The following is a 19,732-nucleotide window of genomic DNA, read 5'->3' as shown; positions in this document are numbered from 1 at the left end:
CTGAAACATGCTATAGCACCGAGTGAGAAAAAGACTTTTATAACTTATTTATATAAGTGCTTGACGAAGGACACTAACAGGATGTAATGCCTCACGAGATGTTCCATCTCTAATCTGATGTCTACAACTCGTCCCATTAGCAGCAATAATAGTGGTTTTTGACGCTTTTCTCACTGCAGGAAAAAGCGTTTGCTCCCCCACTTGCATACTCACTTTATAATGCTCTTTTTCGTAACCAAAACTTCCTGCCATACCACAGCAACCGCTAGGTATTATCGTGACTTTGAAATTCTTAGGGAGATTTAATAAATGAAAGCTGTGTATTTGATTGCCTAATGCTTTTTGATGGCAATGGCCATGGAATTTTATAGTTTTAGTGTCTCCAGTAAATTGAGAGGGTGTGATATTCCCAATAGCTATTTCACCGCTTAGGAATTCCTCTATTAAAAAGGTATGTTCAGCAATCGACTTTGCAGCGACTTGATCCTGGGCTAATTTGAGATACTCATCTTTGAAGGTTAATATTGCTGAAGGCTCAATCCCTATTAAAGGGGTCTCCTTAGAGATCACATCCTTAAATAGTTTAACATTACCATTGGCCACTTTTTTGGCTTGTTCCAAGAAGCCTTTAGACAGAAAGGCACGACCAGATTCAAAATTATCAATCAGTTTTACATCGTAATTTAATGCGTGTAGTAAGGCAATAGCATCCATCCCAATGGAGGTGTCTAAATAATTTGTGAATTCATCATTAAACAAATATACCGTTTTTATAAAGCGTTTTGTATTAGTCTTTTTTTCTAGGTTTTTAAATGCCTTACTTAAACTTTGATTTGAAATTAATGGTAAACGTCTCTGTTTAGCAATTCCGAATATTGTTTTAATTATTGAAGATGTAACCCCATTAGAAAACATAAAATTTGAAAAGCTATAAAATTGACTTCCTAATGCATTCCATTTATTATTATGGGCAAAGAGTTTTGTTCTTAATGTCGTCCCATTGGCTTTTTGATACTGGTATTGAAATTCAGCTTTTAATGCCGCGACATCAACACTACTAGGACATTCTGTAGCACAAGCTTTACAACTTAAACATAAATCGAAAACCGTTTTAAGTTCTTTATGATCAAATTTATTGGTTTTGGTGGACGTTGTTAAAAATGCCCTAAGCGCATTTGCTCCGGCTCGCGTCGAATCCTTTTCGTTACGAGTCGCGCGATAACTTGGACACATAGTACCACCAAATTCCGGCAACTTTCTACAATCGCCGGAACCATTACATTTTTCTGCTTCCCGCAATATGCCTTGAGAGGCAGAAAAATCTAGTATTGTTTTTATCTCGGGTTCTGCTCTGTCTGCTTCATAACGGAGATTCTGATCCATAGGAAACGCATCTACAATTTTTCCTGGATTCAAGAGGTTTTGAGGATCAAAACTTGATTTTATTCGTTTTAAGAGTTGGTAATTTTCTTCACCAATCATAAAAGGAATAAATTCTCCCCTTACTATACCATCGCCATGCTCACCACTAAAAGAGCCTTTATATTTTTTCACTAGGGCCGCGACGTCTTCCGTTATTTTTCTAAACAAAACCACGTCACCTTTTTGCTTTAAATCTAAGATGGGTCTTAAATGCAATTCACCAGCACCCGCATGTGCATAATAAACAGCCTCCTGTTTATACGCTTTCATTAATGCGGTAAATTCAGAAATGTAATTTGCTAAATCGGGTAAAGCCACGGCGGTATCTTCAATACAAGCGACAGCTTTTTTATCACCTATAATATTACCTAATAGACCCAAACCCGCTTTACGCAATTCATTAGCGCTGTCTATGTGATCTCCTTCTAATACGACATTCGCATAACTTAAATCTAAAGCTTCTAAAGTGCTTAACAAAGCTTGGGTTTGCTCTTTTAAACCGTCTATGGTATGCGATTTTATCTCTAGCATTAAAATGGCTTGTGGATCCCCGGAAATAAACTGACGGTTATTATGTTGCTGTATGTTCTGCTTCGTACAGTCTAAGATGGTTTTATCCATCATTTCACAATTATACAAATCATGCACCATTACCGGTGCTACTGCTTTTAAACACTGTTCAATACTTTCAAAATGAGCAGCAATCATCAGTCTTTTTTCTCGTGGCAAGTCGTCTAATTGAAGTGTGATTTCTGTAGTAAACGCTAGCGTTCCTTCGCTTCCCGTGAGCAATTTACAAAGGTTAAAAGCTTCAGTTGATGTTGAAAAAACAGCAGTGCTTAAAAGCGCATCTACCGCATACCCAGTATTTCTTCTATGTATTTCAGATCTAGGAAACTCATTTTTTATATTATTTTGAATGGTTGTCGAAGATAATTCATCAATAATGGTTTTATAAATAGCTCCTTCTAAAGTGTTTAATTCTATTTTTTTTTGAAGTTCCTCTAAAGTTAGAGCAGAAAACAGCACGTCACTCCCATCACTTAAAAGCGTTTGTAACGCATTAACTTTGTCCCGAGTCACTCCATATTTTATGGACGTTGTTCCGGACGAATTATTACCCACCATACCTCCAATCATGCATCGATTTGAAGTTGAGGTGTTGGGGCCAAAAAACAACCCAAAAGGTTTTAGATAATTATTGAGTTCATCACGCACCACACCAGGTTGTACCGTCACTGTTTTTTGTGTTTCGTTGATGTTTAAGATTTTAGTAAAATGTTTAGATACATCAACAATAATACCCCTTCCAACACATTGCCCAGCCAAAGAAGTCCCTGCTGTTCTAGGAATTAAGGACGTGTTGTTTTCTTTTGCAAACGCAATTAACTTCTTAATATCTAACTTTGACTTAGGATAGGCGACTGCCAAAGGCAACATACTATATACAGAAGCATCAGTCGCATACACGGTCCGCATTAAATCATCAAAATGCAATGTGCCTTCAAGTGTTTTTTGAAGTTGTAAAAGTTGAGACGTGTTAATTGTTGAAGTCATTTACCAATTGTAAATTTAATACATCCTCGCAAATATTAACTAAAAATTAGCGTTATAATTCAGACATAACTCAATCTAAATTGTATTTTTATTCAACTAAAAAACTTAAAATTTATGAAAAAATTATTTTTATTAGCACTAGCTGTTATAGGATTCTCAGCTACTTCAATGGCACAGAACATATCAAAAAATGCTATTGGTTTAAGAATTGGAGATAACGACGGTTTAGGCGCAGAAGTATCTTACCAAAGCGGATTAGGTGACAACAACCGATTGGAGTTGGATTTGGGTTTTCGCTCAAACAATAATTTTGATGCTTTTAAATTGGCAGGACTTTACCAATGGGTTTGGAATATTGAGGGCGGTTTTAACTGGTACGCCGGAATAGGTGGTGGTGTTGGCAGCTATAGTGGAGACAATAGATTTGGAGACAGTTTTGACGAGACGTACGTATTTGCTGCGGGAGATATTGGAGTGGAATATAATTTTGATATTCCCTTACTTGTATCTTTAGATTTTAGACCGGAATTTGGTTTTGGTAAATTTAATGATGATACCGCTTTTGATATTGCATTGGGGATTAGATACCAATTCTAAGATTTTTAAAATATAAGGTATAAAAAAACCAACTCCATGGAGTTGGTTTTTTTATACCTTATATTATTTCCTGATGGAACCCTACTGCTCTAACCAGCAAAAAAACAACATATTTAGTTAAAGCTTATGTGTAAACAAACACGTTTTGAGTGTTTCTTCATAAAGTGCTTCGTATTGAGGGACAATAGTTTCGATAGTAAATTTATGAGCCTGTACTTTAGCATTGGTTTTAAATTGCTTCAGGAGAACTTCATCTTTAAGTATCATCAACGCATTCTTACTCATTTCATCCACATTGCCCACATTACTTAAAAAACCTGAAAAACCATCTGCATTCACTTCGGAATCCCTCCAGTATTACTTGAAATAACAGGTACGCTCGACGCCATGGCTTCTAAGGCCGACAACCCAAAACTCTCGGTTTCACTTGGCAACAAAAACAAATCACTAAAACATAGAATACGATCTATTTCGTTACTATTACCAAAGAATACCACTTTTTCGGTTATTCCCAATTTACGACACAAACGTTCTGCAGGTTCACGCTCCGGCCCTTCTCCAACCATCATGAGTTTAGCTGGTATTTCTTTTTGAATATTATAAAATGTTTTTATGACATCGGGAATGCGCTTTACTTCTCTAAAGTTACTAATATGTGTTATTATTTTCTCCTCTGAAGTGGCCATCATATCACGTTGACAATCCGTAAAATCATGTTTAAATTTCTTAACATCTATAAAATTGGTAATCACGTGAATCTCATTTTTAATATCAAAAAGACGTAAGGTGTCATCTTTTAAACTTTGTGAAACAGCTGTAACAGCATCTGATTTATTGATACTAAACGTGACAGCAGGTTTGTAAAACGGGTGATTACCTACCAAAGTAATATCTGTACCGTGTAAGGTCGTTACTATGGGAACATATATATCTTCCTCTCGCAACATTTTTTGTGCCATATAGGCAGCATAAGCATGTGGAATGGCATAATGCACATGCAACAACTCTATTTTATGAAGCTTCACCATATCGACCAACTTACTAGATAAAGCAAGTTCATACGGTTGGTAATGAAACAATGGATATTCCGGTACATTTACTTCATGGTAATGCACATTGTTCCCTAACAGTTCTAAACGAACGGGTTGATTGTATGTTATAAAATGAATATTGTGACCGCGTTTAGAAAGCTCTAAACCTAACTCTGTTGCTACCACGCCACTTCCTCCAAAGGTGGGATAACATACGATACCTATTGTCATAATTAAGTCCTTAAGATTATAAATTAAAAAGACCTCCTATTCGCCTTTTTTAAACACATTGTGTTTTGATTGATCATTAAGTCTATAAAAATAAGGATACTTTACAAAAAGTACTTAAAGTATAAGTTAAAAAAGCTATAATTAATAATAACTACCACATAATAGCCTCATAAATAGCCTCTTGAATGTTTGTCCTGATATCTTCACGAAGTAACATGTTTTTACCCTGTGATGTTGGATAGGTTCTATTGGCTAAAAAGACATAGACTAACTCTTCTTCCGGATCGGCCCAGGCATACGTTCCAGTAAATCCAGAATGCCCAAAACTGGTCATAGACACACACCCACAGGTAGGTCCTGACTCTCCCAATTGCGGCTTATCAAAACCAATCCCACGACGTACTTTATTTTCACAAAAATAACAGGTATTAAATTTGTCTATTGTTTCCGGTTTTAAATAACGTACACCACCATAAAAGCCTTTTTGTAAATACATTTGCATAATTTTAGCAATATCATTGGCATTACTAAAAACGCCAGCGTGTCCACCAACACCATCCTGCATGGCGGCCCCCATATCATGAACATAGCCTTGAACTTTTTGGTAACGGTAATAATCGTCTTCCTCTGTTGGCACTATATTTTTATTACTAATCGATTTATAAGGGTTATAAATCGTATAATTGGCTCCTAAAGACTTATAAAAATGATCCTGTGCAAGTTCATCAAGCGTTTTATCGTAATGCTTTTCTATATATTCTTTTAAAATATAATACGGTAAATCACTATAACGATACCTTAATCGATTTAAAAGCTCTGTTTCTTTAATAATCTTTGGAATAGAGTCCATATAATCACTACGCATGTAGAGGTTATTGGCGACCTTTACCGTAAACTTTCCGGTTAGAGACTGCCGGTAGTACTGCGACGATGGTTGCTTTGTTAGAGAATCTAAAGTCGCATAATAAAAGGGAATCCAAGGTTTTAATTGTGCGTAATGCGACAACATTTTTTTTATTGTAATATTTTTTTTATTCGATTTTTTATAACCTGGAAGCATGGCTGACAATTTTGTATCAAGAGATACTATTCCCTGCTCTTCCAGTTCCATAAGCAAAGGCAATGTTGCCACAATTTTTGTAAGCGAAGCGATGTCATAAATATCGTCATCTTTTACAAGTTCATCACCATCATAAGTATGCTTTCCAAAATTTTTACTGTAAATCACCTTGCCTCTCCTAGCGATTAATAATTGAATTCCAGGGGTCATTTTTTCCTGTACAGCATAATTAGCAATAGAATCTATTTTCTTTAATTTCTCGGAAGAAACACCCACTGTTTCCGGATACGAATATCCTAAGCGCTCTAAACTATTGGTTCTTATTCCATCGCCTACTTTAAAATATGGCCCAGCAGATACGGGTAAAGTGCCTTTGGCTGCCAAGGCACCAAAAAGTACTTCTGCAGAAGTTTCTTGAGCAATAGCACTATTTTGATAACTTACCACTATAGCATTAATATTTGAAATCGATTTTAAATCCAAAAGCGCATAAGGTTTAGCAAATACATCTAAAATTACGGTATTCGTTCACGCGATTTCATTGAGCCATTCTAATTCCTGATCCGAAAATTGGTAGCTTTTCCATGGACTTTCATTAGACTTATGGAATCCAACAATAACCGTATTATAATTTTGAAGTTTCTCAATTAAATTCGTGAGGTTATCGGCTTTAACTTCATGTACTTTTGCATACTTTTTAAGAGCGTTAAAAAAGGGAGAGCCATCGTCATCTCCTAACTGAACGTAAGCGATTCTCTTTGTTTCGAGATGTCTTATTGGGAGTATACTAGAAGGGTCATGTGCTATGGTTATGGCATCTTCCATTAAATTTTTATATAAGATATCATCACGCAGTCGGTTTAAATCATCTACCACATTATAAGTGCCTATTGGACTATAGTCGTTTAATCCTACTTTGTATTTAGCCTGTAAGACTTTTTTAACAGAAAGTGACAAACGTTCTTCGCTGATCATTCCTTTGGAATAAGCTTTAGATAATTTATTAATACCCTCTTCAACATTTTCAGACATGAGCATGACATCATTTCCAGCCAAAAATGCAGCTAAATCAATATTTCCTGCTGTATTGGCATGGCCATGTGTAGCACCATCGAGACCTTCAAATTTAAAATTGGCAGCCCCTTTCATTGTCAAAGCATCCGTAAAAATTAGTCCTTTAAAGCCCAGTTTTTCTTTTAATATAGTAGTCACCACATTTTCGGAAAGAGATGACGGATATCCTGGCCGTGGTTCTAGGCTAGGAATATTTAAATGGGCTACCATGACACTAGATAAGCCTTCGTTAATTAGTTTTTTGTAGGGGTATAGTTCTATGGAGTCAATTCGTTTTTCATCGAAAGCGACGGTAGGTAATGTTAAATGCGAATCGTCTTCTGTATCCCCATGACCTGGAAAATGCTTAGCATTCGCTAACACACCCGCGCTTTGCATCCCTTTCATAAATGCCGAAGCTTTCTCTGTGACGTTATCGCGATCTTCACCAAAAGAACGGTTACCAATAATAGGATTGTTTGGATTCGTATTAATATCTACTACAGGAGCAAAATTAAAGTGCACTCCTAATCGTTTACAATGCTCTCCAAGTTGTCTGCCTGTTTGCTCGATTAAAGCATTATCCTTAATGGCCCCCGCAGTCATATTCCAAGGAAAAGAATAGGTGGAATCTAAGCGCATGCTCAACCCCCACTCTGCATCCATACCAATTAACAAAGGTGTTTTTGAGGCCGCCTGTAATTCATTATTTAATTTGGCTTGTTTTACTGGCCCTCCCTTAGAGTAAATAATGCCTCCAATTTTGTGATTATTAATTAAGTCGACGACTTTGGCTTTTTCATCTGGTGTTTGGTTAGAGAATACCTGCACCATATAGAGTTGCGCAATTTTTTCATTTAAAGTGAGCGACTGGTATACACTATCTACCCATTTTTCTTGACTGACTACATCTTCTGCCAATAACGGATTCGTTGTGTTTTGCGCTTGAAGCGATATAGAAATAATAGAAAAAAGGAATAAGTATAGTGTGTTGCGCATGTATGGTTCTCTTTTGTGAAGTGTTATTATATATAACAACTAAAAACTATGCCAAGTTATTATTTTCCTCACTATTTTTAAAGCATTTGTGATAGATTTATAAGTAAAAGCGTAAATAATTTTTCTAACCCTCTAATCCATTACAAAATTGAAGCCCAGTGCGAGGTTGTCTGCGGTTAAACCAGTAATCGCGTTGATAGTTGCTATACTTTAAATCTATTTTTTTTAACCCTAATTTCCGGATATGAAATTTGGTGAAAATATCGGTGTAAGACACGCCAAACCCAAATTGGTTTGCAACATATTCAGATAAATCGTAATCTGAAGTGTAAAACTCATTTGTAGAGAGGTGCATTTCATACGGTGCAAAATAATCAGCTGCCGTTTGATTGTAGTAACGATACGAAGGATATAGCGTGAATTTATTTGAGATTTTTATAGGAATTTCAAGACTTGCTGTTTGAGAACTAATGCCCCAATCGTCAAAATAATAACGGTAGTATGTGCGTAGAATAAACGTTTCGTTTAAATAGTAATTTAAACGACCGCCTATGGCTACTTTAATCCTATTATCTCGGCAAACGCTCAATATCGTCTGCCAACTGAAATTCTTCAATATAAGAATCTGCAACATCAATAAAATATACCCGCTGGAATGGTGTGGATAGCAGCCCTTGTTGTTGCACAATATCAACTAATAAAGCGCCTTGTAAATTCTTATTTATAATTTGTGAAAAACTTAAACCTAATGAGTACGAATTTCGTTTTTCATCATTAAATGCCGTGAACTGTGGATTATAATTGGCATTTCCGGTAATCGTATAGGGATCAAAGAATGCGTTTTCCAAACCTTGCATATTATCCTGAAAAGGTCTCAATTCTGAGGGATACAAGGCATTCCAAGTATCGAGATATACATTTCCATTCAGCGATAATTCGGTGTTTTTTTGATTAAACAATTTTGTAATACTACCACCAACTCCTACAGAAAAATAATCATATTCTGAAGATACTGAAAGCTTTCCGGACCATAGCGTATTTCTATCGTTTGAAGCATGACTGTAAGTACTGGTTAGGTTAACCCATAAATCACTGGCGGAAGCTCCTGAAGAGGCCTGAAAAGGATTGGCTGTTTCCTTACTATCAAAGGGATTTACATTACTTGATGACGCCGAAGTATAGGCAGAAATTCCCATATCTACCGTTAAAATATCATCGTCATTAAGGGGCATGCTTACAATAATATTTGGGACGATGTCTGTAAGTTCTTCGGTACCAATACCTCCGTAAACCGCAGCATTTTTACCATCTTGAGAATAATAACTTGACAGAAAATCGACTTCTGCCTTCTCTAAAACCCGTTTTTTATAAACTAATGTTGAGTCCTGTGCATTGATGCGACTTACAGATAATAGAACGATTATCAAGAGGGTTAATTTTTTCATATTTCATATTAAATAATAAGATCCCGCTATTCCGTGGGATAAAATAAACTAAAAATTGTAAAACTGTGTTTTACTTAATTACATCCACAACCACCGCCTGTTTTTCCACCATTAGCTCCTGCTGCTGCTTCTCGATAGGATTGAAACGTCGTTTCAGATTTGTTTATTTTCAATTGCGACAGTACCATGTCCGGATCATTAATGTTAATTTTTTCAAATTCTTTTACGGCAAAACAAGAACTTGCTGTAGAAACTAAAACAAGTATGGCTAGTATTCTTTTCATATTAAATTTTGTTTTTTGTATCAATGTTTTTTGATTTATGAATGGCACTATTGTCATCAATAATGATACATTCTACCCCATTTAACTGGTTTATAAAATCTAAACCTGCCGGTACTCCCATAACAAAAACGGAGGTTGCCAGCGCATCCGCTAATTCAGCGGTTTTTGTAAACACCGTAACACTCATGACTCCTGTACTGGGATAACCTGTTCTAGGGTCGATAATATGTGAGTAACGTTTATTATTTAAAATGACAAATTTCTCATAATTTCCGGAGGTCACTACCGCACTATTATCAATAGGAAAGGTTGCAAACACTTTATTTTTATTTAAAGGATTTGTAATGGCGATATTCCAGTCCTGTCCATTGATTTGTTTTCCCCAAGTATTCATATCTCCACTGGCATTTATAATTCCGGATGTCACCCCTTTTTCCATTAGTAAAGCTTTCGCTTTATCTGCGGCGTAGCCTTTACCAATAGCTCCAAAACCTATTTTCATACCGGCCTTCTTTAAGAAAACCGTTTGCGTGTCTTTGTTCAAAACAATATTTTGATAGCCTACCTTTTCTACAGATTTTTTAATCGTTGCTTCTGCAGGCATTTCTGTAATGCTTCCATCAAATTTCCATATTTTATCCATCGATGCATAACTAATATCGAAGGCGCCGTTGGTTAATTTTGAGAGTTTTAAAGCCCGCGCTATTAAGTTAAATAATTCGCTATCAATTTTAACAGGCTTGATTCCTGCAGCCGCATTTATTGCAGACGTTTGCGAGTTGGCATCCCACGAAGAAATCAATTTTTCTATCCTTGAAATTTCATTAACAGCAAGGGTGACGTAATGTTCTCCTTCTTTTTGGGAATCTGCGACAACAGTTATCTCAAAACGACTTCCCATTAATTTCAAAGTCTTTGTATAAACTTGTTGACTAAATGTGACCTGAGACAGAATAAATGCTATTATAAAAAGTTTACTTTTCAAAAGCTGTTAATTTTTTATAATACACATCAGGTGTTGTCTTTTCATACCCCATACTGCCTAGCATTTTTCCATTAGCGTCCATAACAACAACGTATGGAAAATAACCATTGGGATTGTATTTTTCTGCTAATTTGTTATTATGCGCTTGTAATTCTGAAGGTAACCTATTTGCTTTTCGCTTGGGAAAATCGGCTTGAAGCATCACGAAATGGTCGTTTGCTAATTCTTGAAACTTAGGCGTACTCCAAATCTCTTTATTTAATTTAATACAAGGGGCGCACCAGTCTGAGCCTTGAAACACTAAAACAATGTTCTGATTGTTTGTAGTAGCTATCGCTTTAGCTTTAGTAACATCGGTTTGCCAATCTTGAGCTTGAATACTTAGTGAAAACAAAAATAGTAAGACAGTGACAATTGAATTGAATTTCATAATAAAGTAAGTTTATAACTCATTGTATAACTAAGAGTATACCAAATTAGTATTTTTAGATTAAATTTTATGTTTTTAACTGTTATATAATATATTTTAAAAAATAAGAGCCGAGATATTTATCTAGAACTTATCACAATTAAAGCTATAAGCTGAAAAAAAAGCAGTAACGCATCGAGAGCGGAAAACGGTTATAGAGGTGCCATTACAGTCCTATGGTTAGATGGGTAAAAAGGATCTGCCTGATTTAATATCCATTGCAAGATCGTTTATCGTTTTATTTTTTAAAGTCTTAATTAATTCTTCTCGGCTAGGGTTGGCTAAGTGATGCAAAGGACATGGTTTTGCAAGATTACACTTTTTCAAATTCAATAAACAATGGGTCATTTTCTTTTCTCCTTCTATGGCGTAAATAATAGATACTAGAGATTGCTCTCTATTCTTTTCATCTAAGAAAACCCCCCCTTTTGGCCCTCGAGTTGAGGAGATTATTTTTTGCTTAGAAAGCTCCTGTAATACTTTGGCAATATAAGCTTGCGGCACATTAATAGGTTTCGCAAGATCCTTTACCATAACCTTTTTTTTATCATTAGAATTTACTGCCAAGAACAATACCGCTTTTAAGGCATATTTCACTGATTTTGAAAACATAACTACTCGATTTATAATGCAAATATAAAAAAGATATTTTTGTCTTAAATATGATGTATATCATATTTATTCTTCTCATGAGCCAGTAAATTTGTGTTATTAAAACTTCTTATATATGAAAACAACACTAAAATTATTCGCTCTTTTATTAACGACACTTGTTATAAATTGTGGAGGTAAAGAAGAAAAGAAAAAAGAAACCTTTACGTATCAAAAAAAAGCCACTACCGAACAATCCACAACAGATAAAACCACTTCTCAAGACGAAAATGTACCCGCTTCCAAAAGAATTGATTTAACGTCAAAAGGTGTTGGTCCCATTCAATCGTTAACATTAAGTGAAACCATAGATCAAAAAATGGTGACTCATGGTGCCACAGTGTTTAAAAACATGTGTACCGCCTGTCACAGACCAAACAAAAAATTTATTGGCCCGCCACCTACAGGCGTTTTAGAACGACGTACACCGGAATGGGTTATGAATATGATCTTAAACCCTGAAGGTATGGTTAAAGAAGACCCTTTAGCAAAAGAATTATTAATTGAATTTAACGGTTCGCCCATGGCTAATCAAAATTTATCTGAAGAAGATGCCGGAGCTGTTTTAGAATACTTCAGAACATTAAAATAATTAATTATGAAACCAATCAAAATGCTGCTTTTTGTTTTTGCTATTGGGAGTATCACGTACTCCTGTAAAAATGAAACTAAAGAAAGTACAACGACTTTTAAAGACACAAATGCGAAAAGCATCTCTAAAACCAAAACGGGCCAAGCGTTTATTGAAGACGATTTGGGTAAACCAACCGTTTTAAGCATCGCTATTGGTTCAAAAGATCACACTACTTTAGTCGCGGCTGTTCAGGCTGCTCAGTTAGAAAATGTATTAGTAAACGCTGGCCCTTTAATGATGTTTGCTCCAACCAATGAAGCTTTTGAGGCATTGCCGGAAGGCACTGTCGAAAATTTGTTGAAACCAGAAAACAAAGCGACGTTGGCGAACATATTAAAATATCATGTGACCCCTGGAAATTACTCTAAAGACTTTTTAAAGAAATTTAAAAAATTAGGTCAAGCCAATAATGACTATGTAAAAATTGAAATTATAAATGGAGAACCTATAATAGGTGGTGCGAAGATTCACGCGAGTATTCCCGCAGGCAATGGCATTGTACATGTAATTGATAAAGTTTTATTACCTCCTACTGAAGACTAACAAATACCAAATAAATGTTTAAAACAATGAAAAATATAATACAATCTACTATGACACTTTTAAGTGTGTTACTAGTATTTACCAGTTGTAATAATAACACGAACACCAATCGTAAATCGGAGCTTTGGCAAGTAACGTTGCCGAAAAAGTATATGTAGCACCCGGAGAGCATGATGAATTCTATGCCTTTATTTACTGGCGGTTATAGTGGTAACTTGACGGTTTATGGATTGCCATCGGGTAGAATGTTTAAAGAGATTCCTGTTTTTTCACAATTTCCAACCTCTCGGATATGGCTATTCTGAAGAAACGAAACCCATGTTAAATACCTCTCACGGGTTTATTCCTTGGGGAGATTCGCACCATCCGGACATCTCTCAAACGCATGGGGAAATTGATGGTCGCTTTATCTTTATTAATGAAAACAACACGCCTAGAATTGCTAAAATTGATTTAAAAACCTTTGAAACCACCGAAATTATTGAAGTCCCAAACAGTGCAGGGAACCACAGTTCGTCTTTCGTAACAGAAAACACAGAATATGTTGTGGCAGGCACGCGTTTTTCGGTACCTGTTCCACAAAGGGACATGCCTATAAGTGAGTATAAAGGAAATTTTCAGGGCGCTTTGTCTTTTATTAGTGTGGCTCCGAATCCGGAGATATGTCTATAAAATTCCAAATACTTATGCCTGGATTTAACTACGATTTATCGCATCCTGGACGTGGAAAATCTCATGGCTGGTTCTTCTTTACGACTTATAATACCGAAGAGGCAAATACTTTATTAGAGGTTAATGCCTCTCAAAACGACAAAGATTTTATTGCTGCTATAAACTGGAAAAAAATTGAAGCTTACGTAAACAATGGTGGAGGCACGATGATGCCAACTAATTATGCTCATAATGTCTATGATGAAAGTACACACACCGCTACTTCTACCATGAAAAAAGAAGTGCGCGTCGTTAACCCATCAGAAGTTCCCGGAGCTATTTACTTCTTACCAACACCAAAGTCTCCTCATGGTTGTGATGTAGACCCTTCCGGAGAATATATTGTGGGTAACGGAAAATTATCTGCCAATTTAACGGTGCATTCCTTCACAAAAATGTTAGAGGCTATTGAGAACAAAAAGTTTGCAGGTGAAGCCTATGGTATTCCTATTTTGAATTTTGAAGATGTGTTAGCTGGTGTAGTAGATCAGGCAGGATTAGGGCCTTTACATACTGAATTTGATAACAAAGGTAATGCCTATACGTCATTCTTTATTTCTTCTGAAGTTGTAAAATGGAAATTAGGAACTTGGGAAGTTATAGACAGGCAACCTACCTATTACTCTGTGGGTCATTTAACAATCCCAGGAGGTAACTCAAGACAACCACAAGGCAAATATATGTTTGCCATGAACAAGATTACAAAAGATCGTTATTTGCCTACTGGTCCGGAATTAGAACATAGTGCTCAACTTTATGACATTTCAGGTGATAAAATGGAGTTATTACTTGACTTTCCTACGCACGGAGAACCGCATTACGCCGCTGCTATGCGTGCCGATCTTATTAAAGAACGTTCTCAAAAAATCTATGATTTAAAAGACAACCAGCACCCATATGCGGCTAAATCTGATGAGGACACCAAAGTGGTAAGAGACGGAAACACAGTACATGTTTATATGACTACTATTAGAAGTCACTTCTCACCGAGACAATATTGAAGGCATCAAGTTGGGTGATAAAGTCTACTTCCACATAACCAACTTAGAACAAGATTTTGATGTTCCTCATGGCTTTGCTGTACTGGGTCAAAATACTTCTGAATTATTGGTCATGCCTGGACAAACAAAAACCTCCGTTTGGGAACCTAAAAAAATTGGTGTATGGCCCTTTTATTGTACCGATTTTTGCTCGGCATTACACCAAGAAATGCAAGGGTATATAAGAGTCTCTCCAGCAGGTTCTAATACACCAATAAAATGGTCTCTTGGAGATGAGATAGAATAAAGTAACGCTTTATCAGGTATTATAATACTGGGGGAATTTTTCATTGGTGTTTGTTTCCCTAACAAAGGCGAGCGTTTGAATCTTTTTCTCTCGCCTTTATTTAAAACATGCCATAGATTTTTTGAAAACATCCTTTTAAACCACTAAGATCATTACCATGAAAAAATCTAACATCATCATGCTATTTGCTGCTATTCTTCCGTTAGGATTATTCCTTTTTCCTTTATGGAGAATCACTCTGGAAGCGCCTCAATATCCAACACCTTTAGCCATGAATATTCATATTAATGATTTCTCTGATGTGCATCCGCACGACATTAAAAACATCAATTTAATGAATCATTATGTTGGGATGAAATACATTCCCGATGCCATACCGGAGTTTAAAATTTTCCCTGCAGGTATAATCATAACCTCCGTAATAGGTTTAATTATCGCTTTTTTTGGTAATTATAAATGGTTTTTAGGCTGGTTTGTCTTGATGGTTATTGTAAGTGCTGCTGGTATGTATGACTTTTATATTTGGGAACATGACTACGGACATAGTTTAGACCCGAAAGCCATTATGAAGTTCACGAATCCGGATGGCACACAAATGGGCTTTCAACCGCCTTTATTTGGGAGTAAAACTATTTTGAATTTCAAGGCCCATTCTTACCCACAGTTGGGGGCGTTATTCTTAGCCTTGGGCATTGTCATGTCTTTTGTAGCTTTTTGGGTTGGACATAAATTAAATAAAAAACATAAAAACAAATAGTATGCGTAATCTAAAACATGTTGTAATCACTTTATTGCTAGTGACATTTAGCTGTACTAGTGGTCCAAAAGCTATAGATTATGGTAACGAGGGTTGTTTTTTTTGTAAAATGACTATTGTAGACAAAGTTCACGCTGCCGAAGTGGTTACCAAAAAAGGAAAAACATACACATTTGATGCTACGGAATGTATGGTACATTTTTTAAATACGTTCGATACAGCAACAATCAAATTATATTTATCTAATGACTACAATGTGCCGGAATCCTTAATAGATGCCACTCAATCTACATTTTTAATCAGCAAAAATATTCCTAGTCCAATGGGTGCCTATTTGTCTGCATTTAAGACGCAGGAAGAAGCGATCGCCATTCAACTCCAAAAAGGAGGTGAAATATATACTTGGAACGAGTTGCTCATTCATTTAAATAAATAGAATATGTATAAAATTAATAATGATATTAATGCAGAAATAATAGAAGACTTTAATGCTTCAAAATTAATAGACATTAATGCAAAAGAAGTACTTGTAATACATTTAAAAAGGAACGCCATTTTTCCGAACACACCTCCCCTAGAGATACTACTCTACTCTTATTGGAAGGAAAGGTAACCTTCCATATCAATAATTCTGAATTCAATTTAGATAAGCATCAAACCTTAAGTTTTCCAAAAAATGATAAGCATTGGGTGGCTTCACTAGAAGATTCTAAATTTTTAATTATAAGATAATTACTCCACCTATACAAAACCCAGCCAACGTCATAGTGAACCACACGTACCGCCATAGTATTATTTTTTTCTTTTTAGCACTTATAACCAGCGCTTTATATGCTCAAACCATTGTTGTATGTGACAACTGTGAGGTTTCAAACTTAAAAAAAGCCATAAGTACAGCTAAAGATTTTGATACCATCGTTATAAAAAAAGGAACCTATAAAGCACATCATATTATTGTAGATAAACCCCTTACCATTATTGGTGAAAACTACCCTGTAATTGATGGAGAGTTAAAAGGTGAAGTAATTACCATTGTATCAGATCATGTTACTATTGATGGGTTATTCATTATTAATGTTGGTACTAGTTATACCGAAGATTACGCAGCCATTAGAGTACGAAAAAGCAATCATTTTGTCATTCAGAATGTCGTGTTAGAACACCTGTTTTTTGGAATTTATATTGAAAAGTCAAGCTATGGTAAAGTGTTTCATAATAAAATAATTGGAAATGCTATTGAAGAATATAATTCCGGTAATGGTATTCAACTTTGGTATAGCCACCATATCCAAATAGAGCATAATTATATCGAACACGTTCGGGACGGCATTTATTTAGAATTTGCAGACCACTGTTTAATCAAGAATAATGTGAGTACAAAAAATGTACGCTATGGTTTACATTTTATGTTCTCTAATGATGATGTTTATCGAGACAACACCTTTGAAAACAATGGTGCTGGCGTAGCTGTCATGTTTTCAAAAAGAATAAAAATGCTAAACAACACCTTTAAAGAAAACTGGGGAACCGCCGCTTACGGTATGCTTCTAAAAGAAATAAATGATTCCGAAATTACTGGAAATACTTTTGAAGAAAACACCATTGGTATTAACATTGAAGGTACCAATCGAATGGTTTATAAAAACAATAACTTCATTAATAACGGTTGGGCCATTAAAGTGCGTGGTGCCTGCTATACGAATCGCTTTACTGAAAACAACTTCCTGTACAACTCTTTTGACATTTCGTATAACAGTAAAGTGAACGATAATGTCTTTGATCGCAATTATTGGAGTAATTATACTGGTTATGATCTAAATAAAAATGGCATTGGTGATATCCCATACCGACCCGTAAAATTATTTTCTTACATCGTGAACCGAACGCCGTAAACCATTATTTTACTGCGTAGTTTGTTTATAGATCTCATTGATTTTTCAGAAAAAGTATCTCCTGTATTTACACCGCACAACCTATTTGATAATCATCCTGCAATAAAAAAAATAACATGGTAACACTACAAGGTTTACATAAAAAATTTGGTAAAAACCAAGTATTAAGCGGTGTCGATTTAAACATCGATAATGGTGGAATCTTCGCCGTACTTGGACCAAATGGCTCGGAAAAACAACACTTATAAAATCTATCTTGGGTATGGTTATTCCTAATAAAGGAAGCATCACGGTCCTTGGAAAAAATATTAATAAAAATTCTGAATACAGACGGCACATTGATTATTTACCTCAGATAGCCAATTTTCCGAGTAATTTAAAAGTGAAGGAGCTTATAACAATGATAAAGGATTTACGCGGAAGTCCCTCAGCGTCTGAACACCTTATTGAACTATTCAAATTAGAACCGTTTCTAGACAAAAAACTGGGTACGCTTTACGGGGGTACCAAGCAGAAGGTAAATATTCTATTGACCTTTATGTTTGATAGCCCTTTAATTATTCTAGATGAACCTACAAGTGGATTAGATCCCATTTCATTAATTAGACTAAAAGATTTAATTCAAGTGCAGAAAAACAAAGGAAAAACGATTCTAATCACGTCACATATTATGAGTTTCGTTGAAGAAATATCAGACGAAATTGTTTTTCTTTTAGAAGGTGAAATTTATTTTAAAGGCACCGTTAGTGCTTTAAAAACCAAAACAAAGCAACCAAATTTTGAACGCGCAATAGCCTCAATACTCATTGAAAATCATGCTTAAAATATTAAAATATAGTTTTTTCGATTTAATACGCAGTCGATGGAGTTACGTCTATTTTGCTTTTTACTTACTTCTCGGTATTGTATTGCTGTTTTTAAATAATGACCTCTCTAAAGCTGTCATTACTTTAATGAATGTCATTATTGTTCTAGTGCCATTAATTGGAACCATTTTTGGCGTGATGTATTATTATAACTCTAGAGAGTTTACAGAACTCCTCTTAGCCCAACCCCTAAAACGTTCTTCTATCTTTTTAGGACAATATCTAGGGGTGGCGCTGTCCCTTTCCCTGAGTCTCATTTTGGGATTGGGAATTCCGTTTGTGTTTTATGGTTTGTTTAAATCTACAGCCATTTGGGATTTTTCATTATTATTAATTACTGGCACCTGTCTCACCTTAATATTTACAGCCTTAGCCTTTAATATCGCCCTCTCTAATGAAAATAAAATTAAAGGTTTTGGCTATGCCATACTGTTGTGGTTATTTCTCGCGATTGTATACGATGGTCTATTTTTAATGACCTTAATCCTCTTTGAAGATTATCCCCTAGACAAATTATCTCTGTTTGGCACCATGCTTAATCCTATAGACCTATCGCGCACGCTCATTTTGTTAAAGTTAGACATCTCAGCTTTATTAGGTTATACGGGAGCAGTATTTAAGCAGTTTTTTGGTACTATTTTTGGACTCATTGTTTCGTTTGTAATGCTTATTATTTGGATTGCTCTACCCGTATTGCGCATCGTATATAAATCTAATAAGAAGGATTTTTAACCACCAATTGTTTTAATCATGAAAAACATACTACAAATGGTACTACTGCTAAGTCTATTGCTTTTTAATTGTAAAGGAGAGAGCACTAAAAAAGGTCAGGTTGACAAAGCACTTGATAACATACCAACGTCGCTTTCATTACCAATGGAATTAAACAATGGGGAGAAATGGGTTGCTAATCTAGAAACGCACACTGGGGTTAAACAAATGGATTCTCTTGTAAAAGCGTTTCATATAGATAGTACTAAAAACTATAAGCGATTAGGGGAAAATTTCTCAAAACAAAGCAGTGATATCATAAAGCAATGCTCTATGGAAGGTAAGCCTCATGAGCAACTGCATGTCGTTTTAATACCCATGCTTGACGCGATTTCAACTTTAAAAGAAACCAATACAGAAGACCAGGCAGCAAAGGCATTGGATCGAATGGAGCTTCTCATTAACACCTATTTCGCTCACTTTACAACAGAATAAACCAATAGAGCTACTGTACCAAACGGCTCATTCATTTATTGTATTTTACAAC

General features: G+C 35.5%; 13 protein-coding genes and 6 pseudogenes. 11 read left to right on the top strand and 8 right to left on the bottom strand.

Annotated features, from left to right (window positions below; all coding sequences use genetic code 11):
• Positions 1–48: 48 nt before the first annotated feature.
• On the bottom strand, positions 49–2,979 hold the full coding sequence (locus N7U66_RS00930) for an FAD-binding and (Fe-S)-binding domain-containing protein (RefSeq protein WP_267676940.1): 2,931 nt from the start codon (positions 2,977–2,979) through the stop codon (positions 49–51).
• 114 nt (positions 2,980–3,093) lie between these two features.
• Here N7U66_RS00930 and N7U66_RS00925 point away from each other — a divergent pair, with 114 nt between their 5' ends.
• Positions 3,094–3,576, top strand: a complete 483-nt coding sequence (locus tag N7U66_RS00925; protein ID WP_267676939.1) for a hypothetical protein — start codon at positions 3,094–3,096, stop codon at positions 3,574–3,576.
• 117 nt (positions 3,577–3,693) lie between these two features.
• Here N7U66_RS00925 and bshA read toward each other — a convergent pair.
• The 7 genes and pseudogenes from bshA to N7U66_RS00890 all read right to left on the bottom strand — a co-directional run bounded on the left by bshA (position 3,694) and on the right by N7U66_RS00890 (position 11,745).
• Positions 3,694–4,838 (bottom strand): annotated as a pseudogene (gene bshA, locus N7U66_RS00920) (N-acetyl-alpha-D-glucosaminyl L-malate synthase BshA).
• A 151-nt stretch (positions 4,839–4,989) separates the two neighbouring features.
• Positions 4,990–7,950: pseudogene (locus tag N7U66_RS00915) on the bottom strand (glycoside hydrolase family 3 N-terminal domain-containing protein).
• 132 nt (positions 7,951–8,082) lie between these two features.
• Positions 8,083–9,395: pseudogene (locus tag N7U66_RS00910) on the bottom strand (DUF3570 domain-containing protein).
• A gap of 74 nt (positions 9,396–9,469) precedes the next feature.
• Positions 9,470–9,679 carry a DUF4266 domain-containing protein gene (locus N7U66_RS00905; RefSeq protein WP_267676938.1) on the bottom strand — a complete coding sequence of 70 codons (210 nt, stop codon included), beginning with the start codon at positions 9,677–9,679 and terminating at the stop codon, positions 9,470–9,472.
• Between the two features lies 1 nt (position 9,680).
• Positions 9,681–10,664 carry an FAD:protein FMN transferase gene (locus tag N7U66_RS00900; RefSeq protein WP_267676937.1) on the bottom strand — a complete coding sequence of 328 codons (984 nt, stop codon included), beginning with the start codon at positions 10,662–10,664 and terminating at the stop codon, positions 9,681–9,683.
• The gene (locus N7U66_RS00895; protein ID WP_267676936.1) at positions 10,654–11,094 is read right to left on the bottom strand and encodes a thioredoxin family protein; all 441 of its coding nucleotides are present in this window, start codon (positions 11,092–11,094) and stop codon (positions 10,654–10,656) included. The genes N7U66_RS00900 and N7U66_RS00895 overlap by 11 nt, the downstream gene beginning before the upstream one ends.
• A 219-nt stretch (positions 11,095–11,313) precedes the next feature.
• Entirely contained in the window at positions 11,314–11,745 is a 432-nt protein-coding gene (locus tag N7U66_RS00890; RefSeq protein WP_267676935.1) for an RrF2 family transcriptional regulator, read from the bottom strand.
• A gap of 115 nt (positions 11,746–11,860) precedes the next feature.
• Here N7U66_RS00890 and N7U66_RS00885 point away from each other — a divergent pair, with 115 nt between their 5' ends.
• From N7U66_RS00885 to N7U66_RS00840, 10 genes and pseudogenes are all read left to right on the top strand, one after another.
• Positions 11,861–12,376, top strand: coding sequence for a c-type cytochrome (locus N7U66_RS00885; RefSeq protein WP_267676934.1), 516 nt, complete (start codon positions 11,861–11,863; stop codon positions 12,374–12,376).
• Between the two features lie 6 nt (positions 12,377–12,382).
• Complete coding sequence (locus N7U66_RS00880) at positions 12,383–12,961, top strand: fasciclin domain-containing protein (protein ID WP_267676933.1); 579 nt, start codon at positions 12,383–12,385, stop codon at positions 12,959–12,961.
• Positions 12,962–12,987: 26 nt separating this feature from the next.
• Positions 12,988–14,959 (top strand): annotated as a pseudogene (nosZ, locus tag N7U66_RS00875) (Sec-dependent nitrous-oxide reductase).
• A gap of 157 nt (positions 14,960–15,116) precedes the next feature.
• Positions 15,117–15,716 (top strand): hypothetical protein, encoded by a 600-nt coding sequence (locus tag N7U66_RS00870; RefSeq protein WP_267676932.1) that lies wholly within the window; start codon positions 15,117–15,119, stop codon positions 15,714–15,716.
• A gap of 1 nt (position 15,717) precedes the next feature.
• Positions 15,718–16,152 carry a nitrous oxide reductase accessory protein NosL gene (locus N7U66_RS00865; protein WP_267676931.1) on the top strand — a complete coding sequence of 145 codons (435 nt, stop codon included), beginning with the start codon at positions 15,718–15,720 and terminating at the stop codon, positions 16,150–16,152.
• 3 nt (positions 16,153–16,155) lie between these two features.
• Entirely contained in the window at positions 16,156–16,329 is a 174-nt protein-coding gene (locus tag N7U66_RS00860) for a hypothetical protein (RefSeq protein WP_267676930.1), read from the top strand.
• A 178-nt stretch (positions 16,330–16,507) separates the two neighbouring features.
• Positions 16,508–17,731 (top strand): annotated as a pseudogene (locus tag N7U66_RS00855) (nitrous oxide reductase family maturation protein NosD).
• Positions 17,725–18,431 (top strand): annotated as a pseudogene (locus tag N7U66_RS00850) (ABC transporter ATP-binding protein). The pseudogenes N7U66_RS00855 and N7U66_RS00850 overlap by 7 nt, the downstream one beginning before the upstream one ends.
• Positions 18,424–19,206 (top strand): ABC transporter permease subunit, encoded by a 783-nt coding sequence (locus tag N7U66_RS00845; protein WP_267676929.1) that lies wholly within the window; start codon positions 18,424–18,426, stop codon positions 19,204–19,206. Before N7U66_RS00850 ends, N7U66_RS00845 begins: the two are co-directional and overlap by 8 nt.
• Before the next feature lie 18 nt (positions 19,207–19,224).
• On the top strand, positions 19,225–19,680 hold the full coding sequence (locus N7U66_RS00840) for a hypothetical protein (protein WP_267676928.1): 456 nt from the start codon (positions 19,225–19,227) through the stop codon (positions 19,678–19,680).
• Positions 19,681–19,732 lie beyond the last annotated feature (52 nt).

Origin of the sequence: Lacinutrix neustonica, assembly GCF_026625145.1 — a bacterium.
Classification (GTDB): domain Bacteria; phylum Bacteroidota; class Bacteroidia; order Flavobacteriales; family Flavobacteriaceae; genus Lacinutrix; species Lacinutrix neustonica.
The sequence above is the reverse complement of the archived record's forward strand: the minus strand, read 5'-3'. Positions and strand labels throughout refer to the sequence as shown.